General features: G+C 44.4%; 20 protein-coding genes and 2 pseudogenes. 2 read left to right on the plus strand and 20 right to left on the minus strand.

All coding sequences use genetic code 11. The features are described 5' to 3' along the window. Positions 1-79: 79 nt before the first annotated feature. From GON05_RS26120 to GON05_RS26130, 3 genes are all read right to left on the minus strand, one after another. Positions 80-2,146, minus strand: a complete 2,067-nt coding sequence (locus tag GON05_RS26120) for an alpha-glucuronidase family glycosyl hydrolase (protein ID WP_157323189.1) — start codon at positions 2,144-2,146, stop codon at positions 80-82. A gap of 48 nt (positions 2,147-2,194) precedes the next feature. Then, complete coding sequence (locus GON05_RS26125; RefSeq protein ID WP_157323333.1) at positions 2,195-2,986, minus strand: Nif3-like dinuclear metal center hexameric protein; 792 nt, start codon at positions 2,984-2,986, stop codon at positions 2,195-2,197. 79 nt (positions 2,987-3,065) lie between these two features. Further along, the gene (locus tag GON05_RS26130; RefSeq protein ID WP_157323191.1) at positions 3,066-4,382 is read right to left on the minus strand and encodes an ABC transporter substrate-binding protein; all 1,317 of its coding nucleotides are present in this window, start codon (positions 4,380-4,382) and stop codon (positions 3,066-3,068) included. Positions 4,383-4,646: 264 nt separating this feature from the next. Between GON05_RS26130 and GON05_RS26135 the strand changes: the two genes are divergently transcribed. After that, positions 4,647-4,883, plus strand: coding sequence for an AbrB/MazE/SpoVT family DNA-binding domain-containing protein (locus GON05_RS26135; protein ID WP_127457910.1), 237 nt, complete (start codon positions 4,647-4,649; stop codon positions 4,881-4,883). A gap of 61 nt (positions 4,884-4,944) precedes the next feature. Here the strand turns inward: GON05_RS26135 and GON05_RS26140 are convergent, their stop codons facing one another. Further along, positions 4,945-8,076 (minus strand): alpha-amylase family protein, encoded by a 3,132-nt coding sequence (locus tag GON05_RS26140; RefSeq protein WP_157323193.1) that lies wholly within the window; start codon positions 8,074-8,076, stop codon positions 4,945-4,947. A gap of 209 nt (positions 8,077-8,285) precedes the next feature. On the opposite strand from GON05_RS26140, the gene GON05_RS26145 reads away from it, so the two are divergent. Continuing rightward, positions 8,286-9,335 carry a LacI family DNA-binding transcriptional regulator gene (locus GON05_RS26145; RefSeq protein WP_309492879.1) on the plus strand — a complete coding sequence of 350 codons (1,050 nt, stop codon included), beginning with the start codon at positions 8,286-8,288 and terminating at the stop codon, positions 9,333-9,335. A gap of 65 nt (positions 9,336-9,400) precedes the next feature. Here the strand turns inward: GON05_RS26145 and GON05_RS26150 are convergent, their stop codons facing one another. The 16 genes and pseudogenes from GON05_RS26150 to GON05_RS39460 all read right to left on the minus strand — a co-directional run. Then, positions 9,401-9,667 (minus strand): hypothetical protein, encoded by a 267-nt coding sequence (locus GON05_RS26150; protein ID WP_181646725.1) that lies wholly within the window; start codon positions 9,665-9,667, stop codon positions 9,401-9,403. Between the two features lie 123 nt (positions 9,668-9,790). Then, a complete protein-coding gene (locus tag GON05_RS26155; RefSeq protein ID WP_157323199.1) occupies positions 9,791-10,357 on the minus strand; it encodes a peroxiredoxin in 567 nt (188 codons plus the stop codon). 44 nt (positions 10,358-10,401) lie between these two features. Then, positions 10,402-10,641: a glutaredoxin family protein gene (locus GON05_RS26160; RefSeq protein ID WP_127457915.1), complete on the minus strand. Its 240-nt coding sequence runs from the start codon at positions 10,639-10,641 to the stop codon at positions 10,402-10,404. Positions 10,642-10,670: 29 nt separating this feature from the next. Next, positions 10,671-11,594, minus strand: a complete 924-nt coding sequence (locus GON05_RS26165; protein WP_157323201.1) for an NAD(P)/FAD-dependent oxidoreductase — start codon at positions 11,592-11,594, stop codon at positions 10,671-10,673. Positions 11,595-11,876: 282 nt separating this feature from the next. After that, positions 11,877-12,128: a hypothetical protein gene (locus GON05_RS26170; protein ID WP_157323203.1), complete on the minus strand. Its 252-nt coding sequence runs from the start codon at positions 12,126-12,128 to the stop codon at positions 11,877-11,879. Between the two features lie 256 nt (positions 12,129-12,384). Then, a complete protein-coding gene (locus GON05_RS26175; RefSeq protein WP_157323205.1) occupies positions 12,385-12,735 on the minus strand; it encodes a MerR family transcriptional regulator in 351 nt (116 codons plus the stop codon). 112 nt (positions 12,736-12,847) lie between these two features. Beyond that, positions 12,848-13,393 (minus strand): annotated as a pseudogene (locus GON05_RS26180) (GrpB family protein). Positions 13,394-13,821: 428 nt separating this feature from the next. Further along, positions 13,822-13,950 carry an S-layer homology domain-containing protein gene (locus tag GON05_RS40130; protein WP_157323207.1) on the minus strand — a complete coding sequence of 43 codons (129 nt, stop codon included), beginning with the start codon at positions 13,948-13,950 and terminating at the stop codon, positions 13,822-13,824. Beyond that, positions 13,901-14,092, minus strand: a complete 192-nt coding sequence (locus GON05_RS38880; protein ID WP_185157250.1) for a hypothetical protein — start codon at positions 14,090-14,092, stop codon at positions 13,901-13,903. Before GON05_RS38880 ends, GON05_RS40130 begins: the two co-directional genes overlap by 50 nt. 6 nt (positions 14,093-14,098) lie before the next feature. Next, on the minus strand, positions 14,099-14,479 hold the full coding sequence (locus GON05_RS26190) for a NucA/NucB deoxyribonuclease domain-containing protein (RefSeq protein ID WP_397371292.1): 381 nt from the start codon (positions 14,477-14,479) through the stop codon (positions 14,099-14,101). A gap of 408 nt (positions 14,480-14,887) precedes the next feature. Beyond that, entirely contained in the window at positions 14,888-16,027 is a 1,140-nt protein-coding gene (locus GON05_RS26195) for a Ger(x)C family spore germination C-terminal domain-containing protein (RefSeq protein WP_181646726.1), read from the minus strand. Beyond that, positions 16,024-17,121, minus strand: a complete 1,098-nt coding sequence (locus tag GON05_RS26200) for a GerAB/ArcD/ProY family transporter (protein ID WP_157323213.1) — start codon at positions 17,119-17,121, stop codon at positions 16,024-16,026. Before GON05_RS26200 ends, GON05_RS26195 begins: the two co-directional genes overlap by 4 nt. Next, the gene (locus GON05_RS26205; RefSeq protein ID WP_181646727.1) at positions 17,118-18,563 is read right to left on the minus strand and encodes a spore germination protein; all 1,446 of its coding nucleotides are present in this window, start codon (positions 18,561-18,563) and stop codon (positions 17,118-17,120) included. The genes GON05_RS26200 and GON05_RS26205 overlap by 4 nt, the downstream gene beginning before the upstream one ends. Positions 18,564-18,752: 189 nt before the next feature. Next, entirely contained in the window at positions 18,753-19,337 is a 585-nt protein-coding gene (locus GON05_RS26210) for a DUF2269 domain-containing protein (RefSeq protein ID WP_157323215.1), read from the minus strand. Positions 19,338-19,527: 190 nt separating this feature from the next. After that, positions 19,528-20,142 (minus strand): vWA domain-containing protein, encoded by a 615-nt coding sequence (locus GON05_RS39455; protein WP_246239474.1) that lies wholly within the window; start codon positions 20,140-20,142, stop codon positions 19,528-19,530. Between the two features lie 129 nt (positions 20,143-20,271). After that, positions 20,272-20,784: pseudogene (locus GON05_RS39460) on the minus strand (TerD family protein); the annotation flags it as partial. Between the last annotated feature and the right edge of the window lie 425 nt (positions 20,785-21,209).

Raw genomic sequence — 21,209 nt, forward strand, 5'->3', positions numbered from 1 at the left:
TGGGGGTAAGCTTCGCTTATTCCAGAACCAGTCTGCGATAAAAAAAGAAGCAGCCAAATACGCTGCTCCTTAACTAATCTCAATAAATCTTTCTTCCCAGCGCATCCGCAATGCCGCTTTTCCGGAAGAAATACGTGTTGATCATATCACGCCATTCTTGTGCATGTGCCGCCTGCTCCGCGAGACGATCCGCTACGTGCTTATGCACCAGCTCGCCCACGCTTCCTTCCAGGCTAGCCCACTTCGCCACCAGCTGTTCAGCACGCTCCACGCCTTCAAAATGCGTGTTATAAATATGCTGAATCACGGTTTGGCCCGAATGCAGCACATGCGTATACGGCACGTGATGGAAAAACAGCAGCAGCTCATCCGGGCAGTTTTCAACCGACTCGTAGGTGTCGTAGTTCATGCCTTTGTACTGCGCAGCATACCCCGTTCCTGTCGCCTTCGTCCGATCGACGCCGATGCCATGACAATCCGCAAAGTGGTACGTCCCCCACTTCGAATACTCATAGCCGTCTACGTTCGGACCGTAGTGATGGTCTGGATTCACCATCCAGCCCACGCCGAGCGGCGACGTATACGCTTCATAGATGCTCCATGAGTCCATGAGCATCCCCATAACAACGCTCACCATCTTCTCGTCCCCGCCAAGCGCCATGCGAATCCACTCCTCCGCGATCTCTTCCGCGGACAGCTCTGGATTCCATGCCAAACGGGCGTAGCCATACAGGTTCGCTTGCGCCAACAAATGGCCTGTCCAATTGGTATCGTTTCCGATATTGGAGACGGCGGCAAAACCGCTAAATCGATTGCCATACAGAGAGCCATCGACAATACGCTTAATACTGGAGCCGTCCCCTTTCACGTAAGTCTCGAAATCAAGGACTTCTTTCCATTGTGGCACGAGGTAGCACAAGTGGCGCTGCTGACCGGTATATTCCTGCGTAATCTGGAATTCGATCATTTGATTCGTCGTCTCCATGGCACCGATCAGCGGAGAAACAGGCTCCCGCACTTGGAAATCCATCGGGCCATTTTTCACCTGCAGAATGACATTATCCATAAATCTTCCATCCAGCGGTTTAAAATGATCATACGCCGCCCGCGCCCGATCGGTCGCCCGGTCACGCCAATCCTGCTTGCAGTTATAGACGAAGCAGCGCCAAATCACAATGCCGCCGTAAGGCTTAAGAGCCTCCGCCAGCATATTTGAGCCGTCCGCATGATCGCGGTCATACGTAAACGGCCCTGGGCGGTTCTCCGAATCCGCCTTCACCAGGAAGCCGCCGAAATCTGGAATCGCGGCGTACACTTCAGCTGCTTTTACACGCCACCATTCGCGTACTGCAGGATCAAGAGGATCAGCCGTCGATAAGCCGCCAATTTCAAGCGGGCTGGCATAGTTGACGCTCAAGAACAGCTTGATGCCGTACGATCGAAATACACCAGCTACCCTAGCAACATCCGGCAGGTACTCTCCGGTCAAGAACTTCGTTTCCCAGTGATGAACATTCACATTGTTGATGGAAATGGCATTAAGCCCCGAAGAAGCCAGCAATCTTGCATAATCACGAACGCGTGTCAGATCCGTTGTGATGCGGTTATTTTCAAAAAATATCGACTTTCCTGCGTAGCCCCGTTCAATACTACCATCGATATTATCCCATTGATTTATCATGCGCAGCATGTTCACTGGATTTTCAATAACATCTAACTGGTTCACGGATTGATGAGTGCTAATAAGTCGAAGCAAATGAAAAACGCCATATAAAACACCAGACGCCGACGAAGCACCGATTACAAGGCTGCCGCTCGCTTGATCCGTTTTGATCGCAAACCCTTCAGGTTTAACAGCTGACCGAGCTCCTTCGTCAAAAACGCGATCTACCAGCGCATTACCGCCGCCGAATGTACCCAGCGCAATCACAACTCTGTCTTCGCCATTTTCAGAGACAGCAAGCTCCTTGCCTAGCATCTTGCTGATGCCGCGGGAGAGTTCTTGGACAGCTGTTTGAATCGCTTCTTCCTTTTCCGTACAAACAATTCCGCTGTATCCGGCATATTGTTCAACTTGGTTCAGCGCTATCGGGTGGTATTCAAGCCAAGCCTGGTAGCCGGTTTGTTGTGTTGTTGTATCGCTCATGAGAAAAATCTTCCTCTCCCTGTCATGATTATTCTAGTATTTTAGTGATTACATCACTTGAAAAACCTGCTTTTCCGAAATGAAATGAACGGGCAGGTTCGGATATAACGCCGCCAACATCTCCGCCAAATATTTCATACCCGGCTCTTCGCTTTCCGCATGTCCGAGTGCAATGAAAGCCTTCTTCCTACCTTGGTGCACAGCGTCACGCACATATTCCGGCGTTTCCCATTCGGGGCCTTCCCCGGCAATGACCACATCCACCTCTTCCTGAAAAAGAGGAATGGCCATGCCGCCCCCGCCTCTGTACCCCGCAAGCAGACCGATACGCGTGCAAATCATTGACCCGTCGCCGGCAACTCGCACGAAGGAGATCCCTAGCTTATTTTTCACATAAAGAGCAAGCTCCTTCACTGTTACTGGCGGAATCGTCAGCAACGAAGCGGCAGGGCTATTTTCCGTTACAAACGGCGCCCATTCTAAGCTCTGAATTAAACCCGTCATGATACCATCCGGCCGATATCGATGCCAATAATCGTGGAACCGGAAAATCGCAATCCCGGAATCCTCGATCAGTTTTCGCTTCGCTTGATAAACCGAATCATCTACGAGATGCCCAATCTGGTCATGATGATGATAAAAGGTGCCTTCATGCGTTATGAGCAAATTCACACCCTTCTCAATGGCCTTTTGAATAACATCATGGGTTGCCATGAACGTCGTAGCAATTCCCTTTACTTCCATCGAGGGGTCACCCGACTTCAGCGTATCCACCGATACCTCCAGCCGTCCAACCGGCTCGATTAACTGATTCAGGACATCTTGAACGCGAATCGCCATAACCATCAGTCCCTTCTCTCCCGACTTATACAGTAATAAAACAAGAGCCGGAACAGGCATGTCCCGGACTCATTTTGCCTTATTTTTCGTAGGCTTGTGCAGCCACTTTCAGTTGTTGGAAAGCTTGCTCCGGCGTTGATTTCCCGAAGCTCAGTTGATCGCGAACAAGCGGCCAATCCTTATCAATATAATTCGTCCAGCCTTTCACGCCTGGATTCCAGGTTTGGCCGTCTTTCTCGGTTGCGTGCAGGAGCGCAGATCCGATTTTATCAACATCGCTCATACTGGACTCCAAGGACGCGGCAATGTCTTTGTTAACCGGCAAACCGCGTACGGTTGTCAAAATTTTGGCAGCTTCCGGATCGTTGACGAACCAATCCACGAATTTCTTCGCCTCTTCCGCTTTCTTCGATGTTGCGGAAACACCCAAGTACAAGGATGGTTTCAACCAACCGCCCGCTTCAACCGTACGAGGCATGGTAACAAGGGCATAAGCGCCTTTTTTCAAGCTATCCCAAGAGCCATAGTTGCTGGAAAAGCCCATGCGGAACAAGATTTTACCGTTAACCATCAAATCCATTTTCGGATCAAACTCTTTATCCGAGGAGTTCACATCCGCAGGAGGTACGATGCCATTTTTACGCATCTCGTCAAAATTACGTGTCCACTCTAAGAAAGTAGCCTGGTCCACATTGAATTTCCCTGTATCCGATACGACCATGCCTTTGCCTTTTGCATATTGGAAGGCGGAGTAAGCGAAATAGTCACCGGCATAATCCTTCGTGAAGTATTGACCTTCCGGAAGCTTCGTTTTTGCTTCTTTCGCAAGCGCGAAGAAATCATCCCATGACCAGCCGTTTTCCGGAGCTTTCAAACCAAGCTTGTCCATAGCAGCTTTATCGTAGATCATCCCGTAGGCTACTGAACCTAAAGGCATTGCATACTGCTTGCCCCCAGCTTGTCCACCGGACAATACTTTCGTATCGATTTTGCTCACATCAACACCTGTCAGCGGAGCCAATTGATTGCGTCCCGCCCAATCGGAAATCCAACCTGGATCAAGCTGCATAATATCCGGCGCATTATTCGCAGCAGCTTGCGTGGACAGCTTGTCCAAGTATCCGTCAATACCGGAATACTCAGGCTCAAAAGTAACGTTAGGATGTTTTTCCGTATACAATTTCAATGCAGCGAGTGTCGCTTCATGGCGAACCGTAGCCCCCCACCACATAATACGTAATTTCACCGGCTCATTCGAAGCCGCCGCGGTTGTTGCTGTCGCTGTGCCTTGTGTATCTGCCTTGCTATTTGTATTGCCGCCGTTTGCACAGGCTACTAGAGATCCGGCCAACGCGGTCGCTAACACAACGCCTAGAGAACGCTTCCATTTAATCATCGTTTGTAATCCCCCTACTTCGTCAGTGATGTTTTGCTTACATTTATAGTACCAATAGTGGATTAGGCTTTATATAAGAGAGATGCACGAATTATTTTAAATTTGCCCGATATTGATCACCATTATAGGCATCCTCCAATACTTATGCAAAGTTTAACATAATACCTTCGAGTAAATAAAAGGAATTCAAGTTCAAATGTGGAATAAGGTAGTTATCCATGTAATGAAACGATTAAACTCAAATTGTCCAGGAGGCTGTTTAACATGAGATCAACGGGGATTGTAAGGAAGGTTGACGAGTTAGGGCGTATCGTTTTGCCGATTGAGCTTCGGAGAACGCTGCACATTGATATTGGTGACGCAATTGAAGTCTATGTCGATCCGGAACGTATCACCTTGAAAAAGTATATGCCAGCTTGTGTATTCTGCGGTAATTTCGAGGATATGACCTATTTCAAAGGGAAAATGGTTTGTAGCTCCTGCGTTGAGGAAATCAACTAATAAAAGCCTCTGTCCGCTAAGCTGACTGTCGTCAGCTGCTGCGGCGCAGAGGCTTTTTTATTTATTTCACGTTGACAACCACTTGATTCGGGCGGTAAACAGCTAACAATGCACCTTCCCGATCTGTCGCGAACATGACGGTACGCTCCGACTCAAGCTCAAAGTCATAGCTTCGGCCGGTACCCGGATCTTTCACTTCAATCGCTGTATCTACACTATACTCCGACACGAAAATATACAATGAACCTTGGGCAAAGCTCAGCTTGCGTCCGTAAACGCCCGGCAGTTGCCCGCCTTTCACCCACGTCATTTCCTCTGATACGCCAGCCTCCGCCAAAGCATAGTTGTACAACGCTTCTATACTTTCACCGCGTTCATTTAATTCAACCGGCAGCGGACACCAGATGAGCTGCCCTTTGCCAAGCGCATAATGCCTTGTGGTTCCATGCCCCGAGTTCCATCCGCTGTTCTCATCATCACCTTCAGAGAGCGCGATCTCTTTGTTCACTTGTGAAATTCGGGCACCGCCGAATGAGACAGGGTACTGGCTACCGTTCAAAACCATCATTTCTTCCCGCAAAATGTTGCTCAGCACCGTCTCGCCCACCACGTCTGTCAGACGCGATACCGGTGTCCAGTATTCATTCAGTCCAAGCGGTCCTGTGAATAAAAGCGTTCCGCCATGCGTGCGCACATGCTGAGTCAACTTTTCCAACGCTTCATCGCTGAAATTGTGAGCACTAGGTACAATAATCAGCTTGGGAGGACTTTGTTCCAAAGCATCCAATTGATACTCACCCATGCCACGGAAAGGCACATTCATTGAATACGCCAACGTACGAGTAAGCTTGGAAGTGGCTTCGCCAGCTAATCTTCTCGTTGAAAAATCATTGGAGTAAGGGAAAATAGCCACAACTTCCTCCAACTGACGGTCTACAAACAAATCCCGAATACTCCCCATAAAAGCGCCGAAATCATAGGAAACATCCGCTTCCGGTTTCTCTGTGCCATCTGCACGCAGCGCACCGATGTGTGATTCATTAATATTGTTCATATAGAAGTTAATATTCCAAATCCACTGCACAGCGCCCGCCCCACCGGTCGAAAAGGCATAGGCATACTTGCGCTCCAGAATGTTCCGCAGCTCATGTTCCGAACGTTTTGCGCGTCCATCCGCTGTTTCTATATACATGATGCCGGTTTCCTGAATCAGGCTCGGCTTATCCGGCGCTTTGGAGAAAATACCGTCCCACACTAACTGATCCATTAACCACCAGGTATGAACCGTTGTATAGTCTACTACTTCTGCATAGAAAAATGGTGATGGACGCAGTGCACCAAGTCCCTCATCCTGACCGACCGTTGCCAAATGAGCAGGATTGATGCTGCGAATGGTCGCAATTAATTCCCGAGCCCAACGATTATGCATATCCATCGTAAAATACGTATAATCCAGCCACGGCCCGCCTTTTTTCTCCAGCATTTCGGTCGTCTTCATGTTCATTTCTGAAACATCGGGTAGTTTTGCGCTCTGAAAATCAGGCAGCTCCATTGGCGTCATATTCCAACGCTCCTGCAGCTTGCGAATATCGCCGTGACGGTTTTCCAGCCATGCTGTGAACGCAGCTTTCTCAAATTTGTCCTGAGCGGATTGCGGCCCGGAAAATGGCTTATTCGGGTTAAACATGGACGGCTCATTGATCAGATCCCAATGGACATTCGTTGTTTCTTTATGGCGCGACACGACTGCCGAAATAAATCGCTTCTGAGCCTCCACGCTGCGCGGATCCAGATACGGATTGACACCTTCCCACATCTCTGGTGTAAAGGCGAAGAAATTAAACGTGACTTCAATGTTGTGCTTTTTACAAGTCAAAATGAAAGCATCAATGGCACGCAGCACTTCCTCGTAGGGATGGCCATCGACGAACATCACTTGGCGCCACGCGGACCAAATCCCTGTGCGCAGCAGGTTAATCCCTGCTTTGACCATTTGTGCGATATCCTTGTCCCAAACCGATACGTTAGGCAGAAAAAGAAATTTCCGCGCCACATCGCTCGTCATATAGGTCATGCCAACGATCGGCAGCGGACGTCCATCTTTGATGAAATAGTCGCGATCACAGGAAAGCGGTGTTCCTTCGCGCAGCAATTCCGCATCATATCCCCAGAAACCTTGCTGGTAGATGCGCGTCTCTCCTGTATTGGCAACGGCTGTACATACCGCCGAATAATAACCGGGTTCTAGATCGACCGGCACATTCATTTTTTTATAAGTCAGCTCGCGAGATGCATCCATTTGAACAGAAGTTGACCATAACGGTTCCGAAACGCCGTCTTTCTTCACTTGAACATGGAAAGTCCACGATGTATTAGCCGAGGCAGCTGCTTCGCGATTGGCAAGCGTTTGCAATTGGATGGTCAATGCCGCTCGGTCACCGGGATCGTAACAGGCGTAGTTCGGTTTGAACCAAATTTCGGTTACTCCCCGCGCCGTAAAGGCCGCTAGGTCCCTTAGAACTTCCGCTCCCCCTTGTGTCCAGAAGGCATCATCCGTTACCAAGTTGGCGAAAATCCAGCGTCCGCCTGCAAAATCACCCTTCGTGTTCTCCAGCAGCACGATTGGCGCCGCAACTTCGCGGCCCTCTGGAGAAACTCCTTTCAGCAGCGGCAAAAGGTGGGCGTCCATCGGTCCGCTCGAGCCAACCTGACCCGGATGATCATCCGCGCGAGTTACGTGAAGTGCCAGACCAACCGTTGGCTGCCCTTGAAACAGCGCCTCTTTGCCGGCTAGCAAAGGCAGATCCGCATGAGCCGCATAACGGGCGATGGGTGCAGGATCGACAGGAAGCACCTCGTGAATCTGCAAAAGCTGATGGTAGCCGGTTTGCTCTGCTTCCGCCGTCCATCCCTCGCTGCTTGGATAAACCGGTACTCGAAATGGCGCGCTCCCGATATGAAGCAGCCCTTTCCCTCTGCGAACATGCGACATCACCGCTTCCCAAGCCGCTTTTGGAAAATACCGCCCATGAAGATGAAGGAAATTGTCAGCCGTCCCTTGCAGTAAAGCTTCCGGTAGCTCCTCGGCGCCAACAATGCGGCCAAATTGTGCCAATGCTTCTAAACTGCGGCTGTCCGGCCGAGTGCCTTCATAAGGAAACGCTGCATCATAAAAAATTACACAGTTACCCATTTTAAAACCTCCCGTTGTGTTTCGCATTTAATTTTTTGTTATTTTTGTTAGGCTAACACTCACTTCAACATCCCTACTGTAATCATTTCCACTCTTAACGTCAATTCATTTTTATACGTAGACTTCCTTGTAGATTGACAAGATTTCTTTTTTAGTCGACAATGGAGTTTGTTAGTTTTGTTATGTTAATTTTGATTTTTATGAAGTAGGTGCAATCTTTGAGTAAGAAAGTTTCCATGCAGCAAATAGCAGATCGACTAGGGCTGTCTAAATATACCGTGTCCCAAGCGTTATCCGGAAAATCAGGTGTAAGCGAGGAGAACCGGCTGCGTATTCAAGAAATGGCGAAAGCCATGGGATATCTCCTCCAATCAGCAGCGCAGACAAGCCTGAATAATGAATCTATGAGCGTTAACGGGCAAACGCCTTACATTCTGGTTTGGATTCAAGCCATTTATCAGCAGGATAATCCCTTCTGGGGGAAAGTTCTCGCGGGGATCGGGGCGGCCAGCAAGGAGCTGGGATTCGAGCATCTGATTATCCCTGTTCCGGCTCATCATAACGAACAGCTGCAGATTCCTTCGTATGTGAATCCTGACCACTGCGCGGGCCATCTTCTGGCAGGAACTTTTCCTACCCTTTCGGTCATCTCACTCCAGCAAACCGGGATCCCGCTCGTATTAATTGACCATTCCGAACCTCTGGTGGATGTGGATTGCGTTCTCAACAATAATTTGGACTCGGGTAAAATGGCCTGTCAACGCCTTCTCGCCGCCGGCTTGAAACAGCTTGTTTTCGTCGGCGATGATCAATTTGCCGTCAGCTTCAAGGAGCGCTTCTGGGGCTGCCGAATGGCCATGGAAGATTTGAGCAAACCGGACGCGGACTACTCGTTGAAGAAATGGAGCATTCCCTACCAGAGTCGTCAGGTCCTCCAGTACTTGGAGCGCAAAGTGTCGGTACTTTCACCTGAAAGCCTGCCCGAAGGCATGATCTGTGCTAACGATCAAATAGCTCTGGAGCTGATCCCCCTTCTTAAGCGCCATGGCATCGATGTTCCGGGCCAGGTTAAGGTCATCGGGATCGATAACATTGATGCCTCCGCCTATGCGCATCCGCCTCTTAGTACCATTGAGCTTGCGAAAGAATCGCTTGGCATTCGTGCAGTGGAAACTCTCCTGTACCGGCTTAAACACCCGGGCAGGCAAGCAGAGAAAATCATCCTCTCGTCCCGTTTCATCGCGCGAGATTCCGGTTAAATGAGAAAAAGGCCTATAGCATGGCTCAAAGAGCCGCTATACGCCTTTTTCTGTATTAAAAGAGCCTACAATCGAGAGAGTAGGACGGATACGAGCATACCGGCAATCGCGATCCAAAATAAATAGGAACGAACCACACGTTTTAAACTCTTATCTTGACGCTCCATGACCGCCTTCTTGCGGGCGGAACTGGAGTTCGTCTCCTCATCCAACTCATCTGTCACTTGCGTGCGCCAGTTCACGAATTGAAACCCGATACCGCTGACCACAACGGAAATCATCAGTAAAATCAAAGAACCCATAAATAGTTTGTCCGAAATGGACTGCATCATCGATCTAACCTTTCTGTCGTTACCTCATTTGCCTTCCTATTATACTGCAAATGCAGTCCCGAATGCACACAAAAGCCCCAACCCGTGGATGAGATACGGATTGGGGCTTGCTAAATTTATCAATTATAGTGTTTTGTCACCGGGTTTCCAGTTCGCCGGGCAAAGCCCTCCAGCTTGAAGCGCTTGAAGCACACGCAGCGTCTCGTCTACCGAACGTCCAACGTTCATGTCTGTCACGACTTGGTAGCGCAGCACGCCTTCAGGGTCGATAATGAACAACCCGCGGTGAGCCGCACCTGTTTCATCATCCAGAACGCCATAAGCGCGCGCTGTTTCTTTGGAGAAATCGCTGACAAGCGGGAATTTCACGGGACCGATACCGCTTTGATCGCGCGGCGTTTGTGTCCAGGCTCTATGCGTGTACACGCTATCCACGGATGCACCTACGATTTCGCAGTCCAAATCCAGGAACTCTTCATAGTTGTCGCTGAAAGCCGTAATTTCCGTTGGACATACATAAGTGAAATCGAAAGGCCAGAAGAAGAATACTAACCACTTGCCTCTGTAGTCCTCAAGAGAAATTTTTTCTTCTAAAGTTTCCATATTTTTAGTGGACAGAAGTGAAAAACTTGGTGCAGGCAGTCCTATTTTAGCAAAAGATTGGGATGGTTGTACGGTTAATTGTGTCATGGTTCTCTCTCCTCTTTATCTATCTATTTTATGTGGATTGTGGATTAAACAGTTACTTCAGCCAAAGCCTTTTTGAGCTTGGTCACATTGAGACCTAGAATTTTGTGCTCGCCAATTACCGTTACCGGCAGCGACATCATGCCCATATCGTGAAGCTCTTGACCATATTGGTCATTGAGATCAATATTTCTTTCTTCATAGGCCACTTGCTGATCGGTTAAGTATTTTTTTAACTGCTGGCAATAAGGGCAATTCGTGCTTGAATAAACAATGACATTAGACATATGATTTCATCTCCTAATAAGTTGTAAGATTATTTATATTGCGGGATCAATTGAGCCCGTTTATTAATAAATTTATCAACGGCCATGGCCGCAATCGCTCCATCCGCAGCTGCAACAACCGCTTGCTTAACAGGTGTGCGTCTCACTTCGCCTGCGCCGAACACGCCTGGCACCGATGATTGCATCGAGCTGTCGAGAATCATAAAGCCCTCTTCATCCAGCGGCACTTGACCTTGCAGGAAGTCTGTCCCCGGTTTGCTGCCGGATAGGAAGACGAAAACGCCGTCCACCTCAAGCACTTCCTCCGTACCAACGCCTGTGCGAATGCGAAGCCCTTCTACCTTATTGGTGCCAAGCACTTCAAGCGGTTTGGCTTTGTAGAGGATGTCCGTGCCCGCTATCTCAGGGGTATGATGAACGCCTTGCAATTCAGGGCGCGGCACCACGAAGTGGATTTTTTCCGCAAATTTGCTTAGTGCTTGGGCTTCTTCCAGCGCTTCTTCCGAATCACCGATGACTGCGACCGTTTTTCCCTCAAAAAAAGCTCCGTCACACGTTGCACAAGTACTCACCCCACGCCCGAGCAGGTTCTCTTCACCAGGAAGCATACGGTTGCGTCCTTTCGACCCCGTCGCAATGATAATCGATTTGCCTTCATACATACCGTCCGCCGTAAACACGACTTTCGTCTCATCTTCCACATCTACAGCCGTAATTGTCGTTTGAATAAATTCAGCGCCGAAGCCTTTTGCTTGCTCCCGCATCGTATCCAGCAGTTCCTTGCCAGACAAGGCCCCAATGACCCCTGGGTAATTGGCAATTTTGTGCGTGATGGCCAATGCTCCCGTGTTCGGTGCCTTATCAATCACCAACGTCTTCAAGTTTCCTCTAGCTGTATAGATGGCAGCTGAAGCTCCTGCCGGTCCTGCTCCAATAATAATGACATCGTACATTGCCGCTGCACCCTTTCTATCCGTTCCACTGCTTGTCCACTGATAATTGATATCAGATAATAATTATTATAAATAAATTTAAATGAAAGTCAATACTTTTTGATAATTATTATAAATAAGAGAAAAAACCTTCTCCGCAGTACAACGACAAGAGAGTCCCGTTTAAGTTTTGAACAAGTATTTGCCCTTAAATACAACGTCAGCAGCCGGCATTATTAACCGGCTGCTGCACTGTCCCATTTAATTAACGTTACACGTTAGCTTAATCATCATTTGTTGCGGTTATTTTCCGTATTCGATAATTTTAAATGCCTGCTTTAAGCAAACAAGTTGATTTAATTTTACCCCCATTTTATCGTTGAACACTCTGTAAATAAATATCGCTAAATCTGTTTCAGACTTACATGACGTGGATTTCTGAGCGATTTCTCTTACTTCAATGCTATATTCGTTTTCTGGAGCACCTCCTGCTAAAAGACCAACAGGGTCCCAATCATTAATTACTTGGGTTAGAGCCTCTATGTTTATGTTCACCTATTTATCACCTTCTGATATTGGTTAAATGTTCTAATCACTCCCGGTGGTGAGCATAACCCGACAGCCGATCCATGCCCGTATCCGCGTCTTCGTTGAAGCTATAGTCTCTAGTATCCCGTTAGTTCACCCTCCCCTTTAAACAATTATCTTTTTACAAGACTCTATGTTTAAAGTACAACATTGATTCACGACATAAAAATAACCGCATTTTCTAAAATGCGGTGTTATATATATTGGCAGGACTCTTAAGGCATTACTTATTAAGCATATTGTATTCAATCCATTTATCTATCTCGACTTCATTAAAGTATTTTTGATTACCTATGTCGATATAAGGAATGAACATATATGTGTTGTAAGTGCTAATTCCTGATTTCAACTCGGTTTGACTCTTAATAAGAAAATCAAAATCTTTTAAAGAAATTCCCATGTATTGTGCTGCTTCACCAGAAGTCATAAGTGCTTTAGTTTGAGTAGAGGTTTTTAGAGATTTTTCTACATGTTCTTGGCTTTTCAAGCCATTAGATATTAACCAAGCTGATAAAATTAAGCATAATCCGAAAATAATAATCGAAATTGGTAATAAGATGTTTTCTTTTTTCACGATTTCCCTCCAAAATTCTAGACAAGTAGTAAGAAAATAATTATACCACATATTGGAACTTTCCTGGCCCGTTACTTCAACGGACAACGGCAGCCGTGTGCGCTGGCTGCCGTCATGTCGTAATTGAACTATAGTACCTTAGTTGGTTGAATCCTAACTTCTCCAAAGTAGTATCTATAAAATCCGTTTTAGCATGAGAATAAGTAATTTTATCGGTTTGATGTGTTCTGGAAAGCGTCTCTTTTAAAGCCTGGTATCCATTCAATGCCTCATTGTCATTCAGTAAATAATCCCGGAATGCAAGTTGCTTTTTCATATAAATATTGCCCGATTGGAACATGTGTATCTGATGAGTTCGTGGCTCCCCTTTACTAAAGTAATACCTTTCCGGTAGTATATCTGTTCCTTTATATTCATAACCAAGTCGCTCCAAACCCTTAACACACTGTATGCCGAGTTGATAATCATTCAGTTCGATTGCGATGTCAATTATTGGCTTGGCCGATAAGTTCTATACCGCTGTACTCCCAATATGGTGAACTGCTAGGACAAGTTCACCTAATTCAGATTTAATATTTCCACTCTCATTCCTAAATTCTGTTAACCACTCATTAGTCCAGGGAGCAAGATAAACTTCCCCTTTCGGTAGACCAAGCATTAGCCCCATCCTCCTAAAGAATATTCATATCGATTATAACAGATATTGGAAGTATACTGTCCGTTAGCTTAATGAACTCTTGTCTGTCTTCATTACATTTTTTCAGTCTAACACGCTCTAATATTGCTCATACAATACTCAATAAAGTGGTTTTCTTGTCGCTAGCACAGTATACAGGGATTTTCACGTTCAAAACAAAACGACAAGAAAATACGGACAAATGAAAAAGAACCTTGATTTATCAAGGTTCTAAATCGGGATTATTATGTCGTTGTACTTCCGCCCGTCCAATGAATCAAATGTTGAGCTGTATGTATACTTAATGGCTTATTTCGGCCTACTTTCGCATATTTAAATCAAGAAGGAAGAAGCCAGGCAAAAAAATCTTATGCCCGGCCTCTTCCTCTAAGCTGCTATTGATTATTATTTCATTGTTTTAATATAACGGTTACGACTCCGGCGCGCGTTGCTTTTGCATGAGGCTTGAAGCTGCCGTTCTCATAGCTACTAACGAAGCCGTTCTCCACCGCAGCTGCGACCCCAATATTCGCGAGCATCCGTAAACTCCGGTGTAGTCTTAGTGTCGGCTGAAGGCTGCGGAGCTGGCTGCTCCGTCGCCAAGATACCGGTGACGACTGCCTGACCTAGATTAAAACGATATGAAAATCCCGGACGATGGGTACATTCCAAAAATTCCATTTCATCTTATTTCGCAAATATCTTAACCCTTGTACCATCCGGATATTTCTCTAATTGATTTGAGATCCATGAGCCTGCTCCCCTATTGTCTTCGGGGGTGACATACATGATATCCGCACCTGTTCTACCTTCCGCACACATAGCCATAGGGAATTCGTCGCGGTCAAATCCTTTCTTTGTGGGAATTCCTTTCAATGACTTTTTACGATTCTCTTCAGCGCCTTTTCGATCAATCGTACAGATATTAGTCTTACCATGCTCTTCTGCTGATTTGATGTGTGCTGCTGTTTCAGGGTAGCGCTCAGCTGGAAGAACAATGGTCAATGCAACACTGTCGGTTTGCGAAACATTACTACCAAATGGTTGAGTTAAGCTATAGTATGAAATGCCAATAAATACGATGATGCCTAGTAACGCAAGATACCTTTTCTTAATGCTGGTTCAGCCCTTCCAATCAAAGATTCATTTCACTTTTCCTAGGTCATTGTTCATTCAATTAAATCTTCCTTTTAGGAGCATCATAACATAAATATATGTAATCGAAAATTTAATGCAATGTGTCAGCGTTAAAAACTATTGAACCATTGAATATTTCACATAGACATTGTATATGATTCATTGTTTCACCTTGATATATCAAGGTTCTAAAGCGGGATTATTCTGTCGTCGTACTATAACTGCAGCAGCCACGGCAGCTACCACGCGTAAATTAAAAAACAAAAAACAAGCGTGTCAAATTGAATTGACCGCTTGTTTTCCACTTCTTCATTCATTTGCCTGTGCTAAAATACTCTATCACTCAATCTCTGTATTCAAAATCCGAACTTCAAATTGTGGCTCAATCAACACTTGAGGATAATCCTTTCTCCACTCCAACGTTTTCCATAGAGCTGGATGAAACGCTCTTAATTCCTTTCCAATGCCAAGAACATCCGAATTCGCCTCTTGTATTTTTTTTATCGTATCGGTTGCTATTTCATTTAAATGATTACTTAGTGCTTTTTCCATTTTATCAACATATTCAGACTTAAGACCTGAAAGCTCTTCTCCAAGTTCGGTTGCATATATATTCATGCTTACCTTAATCTTAATATCCGGAAGTTCACTCAACTGTTGACGTGCGATGATTTTGCTGCTTATTTGCTTAATAAAAAAAGCATAATTCTTATCATCCAAGTGGCCCGTCCTTGCAACCCGCCCATAGTTGAATTTGGATGAGAATCCCTTTAATTTCTGCATAGCATTTCCGTTCCCTACAAGAAACATTAAGCTTTGAACTTGTTCATTATTCAGCTTAATACCTGTGCTTTCGCTCTGACGAAATAATAAAGCACCATTAAATTCCATTCGAGAATTGACATGTTTCATTACAGGTAATACTAAATCATTTAATGGCTCTTCCTTAGATAAAAGAAAATCCATCATCGTAACATTGGGAACAATCCCGTATGTTTCTAAAGATTTCACAAAATCATTTAACAGTTTCGTTTTATCAGTGATTGTACTGCTATTAAACTGTTTGAAAAATGACGAATCTTGGTCGTCAAGAATGATTACCGGAGAATTGATTGTCGTAAATGGCGTATCGAGCAAAAAAGCAAGCTCACGAACAGGTTGATGTGCTGCAAAACTTTCGCTCAATAAAAACAATCTTGTATTAACCCCAATAAAGGGACCCTGTTCTTTATATAACCCTTGCCCAACCGCTTCGACGACATTTGAATCTGAAATCTCTGTTGATTCCGAAAGAGACACATCGCTCCCTTGCCCAGCCCGACTTAATTTGGTAACAACAAAATTCAGCAATACTTTTCTACTCTTCTCATCATAATTAATTGCAGCTATGTCAACTATTTTAAGGTTGCGCAGCGGCAATCTGTCCCAGCATCCGGTGAGAAGCAACAAAATCATAATACTTACGACAACCCTCTTCATCTTGCCCCTACCTTCCCCCGCGTTATCGATATCAACAGAAGGAGTAACGGTATAATGGCAATAACGATGATGGTAGAAAAACTATGATAGTTGGAAAATTGAAAGATAACCTTGCGGTCCGATCCAAATGCACCTAATCCGAAACATAAGATCGCTAATAACCAGACGATGACGGTATGGTTCCCCATCTCTTTTCCAAAAGTAAAAGAAAGGTATCGGGCTGCCAAAAACAAATACATATACGCGGTTACAGTCGTAACCGAAAGCCAAATTGTCATGAATACGATGTCTAAACTTTGTACGACAGGCCACTTGAATTGGCGAAGTATAAAAACCATTGGCTCAGGAATTACTTTAAGCTGATTTTCACTGAAATTAAACGTTACAATTAAGGCGATTAACGTATAAAAAAGGGTCGTACATCCATTAGCGACAGTCATTACAAGAAAGACATCTTTCTTTTTTCGATAACATAATGTTGGAAAGACATACAGAAGGAGCTCATAGCCCGCATATGCCCAAAAAGCTGGAAGAGCATCCCTCATGATGGCTCCCATCCCATGACTGCCGATTGGGAAAAAATGACGAATATCCCCTTTTCCTATCCCACTGATAAAAATGATGACCATGGCAATAAAAAACATCATCATGATGTTCTGTGTAATGACAGCAATAGATCGGAGTGAAGAAGAAGCGATGTACGCAGCAATTCCGACTGAGATCCCAACTAGAACTAACCAGGGCGTCCTAATCAATACCCATCTACTTAACACATCGGAATAAGAAACAATGACCATTAGACTGGATTCGGCACAATATAACCCTATGATCATATTCAGAATAGATCCCATTACCTTTCCAACAATGCTAGACATATACTGAGGCAACGCCCGATCGGCGTATCTCGCACTAAGGCAATAGATAATTGTGATAATCGCTTGCGCAATAACCCCTCCGATGAATACAGAGATCCATGAGTCATAACCTGAGTGTTTGGACTCTGCAAAGGGAATTGATAAGACGGATACACCCACTTGAGTTAAAATAATGAGATTAAAAAGCTGTGTTAAAGATAGCTTCTTAAGGTGAATCATTCATTATCACCACCCCTTTGCATTCGGATTCTCGTTTTATCTTTGGACAAGCTTTCTTTCGTGCGTTCCCTTAGTCTCTTAATAGGCCCCCTGAAAAAGGTATCCATAATTGTGCTTTTGCTGAGTCCGCTGTAAAAGTAAGGGAGTCCCATCGTGTTTAAACGCGCTAAATGCGTCAGCACAATCAGATATGACAATTCCAAGCCAATTAATCCAAAGGTAGCAGCCATTAAGATGAAAGGAAAGGATAATAAACGTGCGGCACTGCTCATTTCATAAGACGGAATACTAAAGGATGCGACAGCCGTAAAGGCAACGATGATGACCATCATAGTGGAAACCAGATTTGACTGAACGACAACAGTTCCGATGACTATACCGCCAACAACACCAATGGTTTGTCCAATAGGACTTGCTAGCCTTACCGTCGCTTCTCTTAATATTTCGAGCGTGACCAACATGAATATCGCTTCGAGTACCGGAGGCATGGCAACGTATTGCATAGAGCTTTGAAGCGTCAATGAAATTTCAAAAGGAAGCATACGTGGATCAAATGTGACTAACGCAACATACACGCCAGGCAAGCTCATTGCAATAATAAAGCTTACTATACGAAGAAACCTGAAAGCACTGCCAAGTAACCAACCTACTTGATAATCATCAGGGGATTGCAAGAATGCCCAGAAGGAGACGGGAGTAATAATACAATCCGGCGAACCATCGGTTAAGATCCCTATTTTTCCGTTCATTAAGTAGGATCTAACACGATCTGGTCTCTCCGTAATCATCAATTGTGGAAATAGGGAGAATTTTCGATCCTCAATGAGTTCTTGAATAAAGCCTGGTGCTTCAACATAATCGATGTCAATATGGCTAATTCTACGCTCAAACTCTTGGATAACTTGTTCGTTAGCAAGCTCTTGCAAGTACAGTAAGGCGACTTTCGTATTCGATCGTCTGCCAAGGCGATAGTATTTGACAACGAGATCTGGTGAGACAATCATTTTACGCAGCAAATTGATATTTGTACTCACATTTTCAATCAACGCTTCATTCGATCCGCGCAGCACTCGTTCATTCACGGGCAGGTTAACTGCACGTTCTTTCTTCGTTTCCGTTCCAAGCAAATATAACTTCATTTCTCCGTCGATTTGAAGCACCGTTTTACCTTCCACAAGGGCATTCACCGCATCGTTCAGCAGCTCCGTCTCTGTAAATTCCAATACAGACACAGTTTCACGAAGATTAAGGTCTTCCGTTTGCTGAAGCAAGGGTCGAATAACGTGCTCCTGTACCACTGCAAGTTCAATCATGGTATCTAAATAGAAGAGACGACAACTGCGGTTACCGGATTGAAAGGTGCTCGATTTGAAGTCAGCGCTATTGAACAGCATATTTTGCAGCGACTTCTCGTTGACGTTTAGAGATGGATCGACTTTCACATGAGTTCCCTCTCTTCTATGAATGGAAAGTTTCGGTTATTTTCCCCACATACAGCTTTTTATATTCCAATTTTTGGTGGAGGACATGGTATAAAACACAAAAAAATAAACAGCCGGCTAGAACATTTTTTGTTCCAGGCGACTGTTTTACAATAGAGCTGCAAATTAAAATGAATGATGTATGCAGTATTATCGTTGTTGTCTTACCTTTCTCTTCCCCCACGGTTTTAGATAGGAGATTGCGGTTAAAAAGACTAATATGGCTAACACTAATGCGCTTCCAATCAGTATCATATTTTGACTATGAAGGTATTCGGAATTGTACATGGGTTCAAGCTCTTTTAGAGAAAGTGCATTTAATGCCTCTTCAATCCACATACCAATAAAAATACTACCAAAGAAAATCGTCATCAAATTGCCGACCCACTTCGCGATAATCCAGTAATGTGTGGTGATCCCCCACGCTCCGACAGCTAGCCAAATACCAGTTGCCAAACTCCCCAAAGCCCCTGGAACAATTAAATAATAGTCAAAATATTTGATGAAATAATGAGCAGCATAAATAAGTTCACGATCTTTTAAATAGAGTGTAAATAGCGTTAAGACGAAATTACCTAACACCCCTGTAAAATACATAATCACAAAGAGAACATGGAAGATTACCCACCATTTTTTCCGTTTTGCATCTAATCTGGCAGCCCTCGATTTGCCAACCAAGATGACCGATCCCACAATTAGTATAACCATTAATAATGTCCACAAAAAAGCAATCATTAATATCTGACCCCTCGCCCATAAAATTTTACTTGCAACTGTTTACAAGTTTTATCTTACAGGTCGATTGCTGACAGCGATGTGTCAGTGTTAAAAATTAATGTAATTGATATTAATCATGATTTTTAGCTTAATGAACCTTTGAATATTTCACATAGACAAACACTTTCCCAAAAACGATGCCAAGCGTTTATTTATAGATAATTCCTTTATCCGTCGCTGCTTTAAGCCATAATGGAAATTCATTTAGTAGCTGATTATAAAGAGTCTCATCGGAAACGGAAGCAATATCCTTGATATGAATAAAATTAGCATTGTCTACGATTCGGCCTTCCATCGTATCTAGTTTCTTGAGAACCTCGAAGTCAGAATCTCCAATTCCGACAAACTGCCAAAACAACGGCTTGAGTGAGGCTTCAGCTATTACTTTTTTAATCGACTTTAGAACTCCTCCATCATTGATAAAGATAATGAAAGCCGGAATAGATGAGTCTTCTTCAATCGTATATTTACGAATTACGTCTTCCATTACAGGTGGCTCGTTATTACGACCAAACTTATGTATATTATTATTATTTAAAATATTTCTTACCACGTATTGATCAAAATCTCTCTCAGTTGCTGCATTCAGTCGACTGAATTCGTTATCATAAATCCAAATATCCAAAGTCGCATTATCATCAAACTTACATGCAACTGCCAATATCCGTTCGACGACCTCCTGAACTGTTCCGTTCTTGTATAAGGGTTGCATAGATCCCGAAATGTCTAGCACTAAGCCAACTCTAGCTGCAACATGACTCATTTTTTTCTTTTCTAATGTTATCTGAACGATCTTCTTCCGTAGATCAATTGAGGAAAAGACTGGTTTCTCCTCAATTTTAATAATTTCCTGCGAATCTTCTTTTTCGACTACAAGGCCGAAATTTGTGCATAACGCCTCTAATCCACCAAAAAATCCGCTACCTATCGCGTTAAATTTCCATTCTCCATTATACCTATATAACTCCCCAACGACTATTGCTGTTTCTTTCAACAAATCTGATCCATATTCATAACAAAATAGTTCTTCGTTACGCTCGGCATCCATTAGTTTTACATACATATTTGAGACATCCTTCATGCTATATCCGTACTTCTCACCTTCGTGAATAGTTAGAGAGAACGCAATTTTTGTAGCACTATCTGGAAGTTTTGATAGACATATTTTTATGGCCTCTTTGTCAACCCCGCCTACTTGAATATGAGTTATTGCCCCACCTAACGCGTTCGGATTCGCATAAAAAATAAAGTCTTCATCCTTTTCGCATCGGTTATTATTCGATAATATAAAACAGGAGGCGTCTATACTCATTCTGGAATCTGAAAGCCACCCGAATTGCAAGCTTATGTTCGATAGGGTTTTACCCTTTGTAACATCTATTTTTTGTCCTTTTGACAGAAGCATTCATATATCCCCTTAGTAGTACTAGATAATTTATTTGACCTTTTCGACAGTATCATAGATTTGGGAATGTTGGACCCTAACATTACACCTATCATTCTTTTTAGTCCTTGATTCGAAAATAAAAGATTACCTTTTCAATCTCATAGATTTTTTAAAATCTGGATATATCGTTTGTATTTTATCACTTTTTTGAAATTATTCACAACCAAATGAGTTACTTAAATCTTATAGACAACACTGCTCGTAAACGCAACGACAAAAGGAGCAGCTGCTAAGATGGCAAACTGCTCCCTGATCGCTAAATACCGCTAGCATAATCGATAATGTTTACAAAAAAAATAGACCCCACTTTTATAGTGAAGTCTGTGTGCTTGGCAACGTTCTACTCTCCCAGAACCCTGCGGTTCAAGTACCATCGACGCTGG

Source organism: Paenibacillus anseongensis (assembly GCF_009757995.1).
Lineage (GTDB): Bacteria > Bacillota > Bacilli > Paenibacillales > NBRC-103111 > Paenibacillus_E > Paenibacillus_E chondroitinus.

Coding starts and splice junctions, on each gene's coding strand:
- GON05_RS26120 (WP_157323189.1), bottom strand. CDS start 2,146: ATGAGCGATACAACAACACAACAAACCGGCTACCAGGCTTGGCTTGAA.
- GON05_RS26125 (WP_157323333.1), bottom strand. CDS start 2,986: ATGGCGATTCGCGTTCAAGATGTCCTGAATCAGTTAATCGAGCCGGTT.
- GON05_RS26130 (WP_157323191.1), bottom strand. CDS start 4,382: ATGATTAAATGGAAGCGTTCTCTAGGCGTTGTGTTAGCGACCGCGTTG.
- GON05_RS26135 (WP_127457910.1), top strand. CDS start 4,647: ATGAGATCAACGGGGATTGTAAGGAAGGTTGACGAGTTAGGGCGTATC.
- GON05_RS26140 (WP_157323193.1), bottom strand. CDS start 8,076: ATGGGTAACTGTGTAATTTTTTATGATGCAGCGTTTCCTTATGAAGGC.
- GON05_RS26150 (WP_181646725.1), bottom strand. CDS start 9,667: ATGATGCAGTCCATTTCGGACAAACTATTTATGGGTTCTTTGATTTTA.
- GON05_RS26155 (WP_157323199.1), bottom strand. CDS start 10,357: ATGACACAATTAACCGTACAACCATCCCAATCTTTTGCTAAAATAGGA.
- GON05_RS26160 (WP_127457915.1), bottom strand. CDS start 10,641: ATGTCTAATGTCATTGTTTATTCAAGCACGAATTGCCCTTATTGCCAG.
- GON05_RS26165 (WP_157323201.1), bottom strand. CDS start 11,594: ATGTACGATGTCATTATTATTGGAGCAGGACCGGCAGGAGCTTCAGCT.
- GON05_RS40130 (WP_157323207.1), bottom strand. CDS start 13,950: ATGCTCGCGAATATTGGGGTCGCAGCTGCGGTGGAGAACGGCTTCGTT.
- GON05_RS38880 (WP_185157250.1), bottom strand. CDS start 14,092: ATGGAATTTTTGGAATGTACCCATCGTCCGGGATTTTCATATCGTTTT.
- GON05_RS26195 (WP_181646726.1), bottom strand. CDS start 16,027: ATGAAGAGGGTTGTCGTAAGTATTATGATTTTGTTGCTTCTCACCGGA.
- GON05_RS26200 (WP_157323213.1), bottom strand. CDS start 17,121: ATGATTCACCTTAAGAAGCTATCTTTAACACAGCTTTTTAATCTCATT.
- GON05_RS26210 (WP_157323215.1), bottom strand. CDS start 19,337: ATGATTGCTTTTTTGTGGACATTATTAATGGTTATACTAATTGTGGGA.
- GON05_RS39455 (WP_246239474.1), bottom strand. CDS start 20,142: ATGAGTCATGTTGCAGCTAGAGTTGGCTTAGTGCTAGACATTTCGGGA.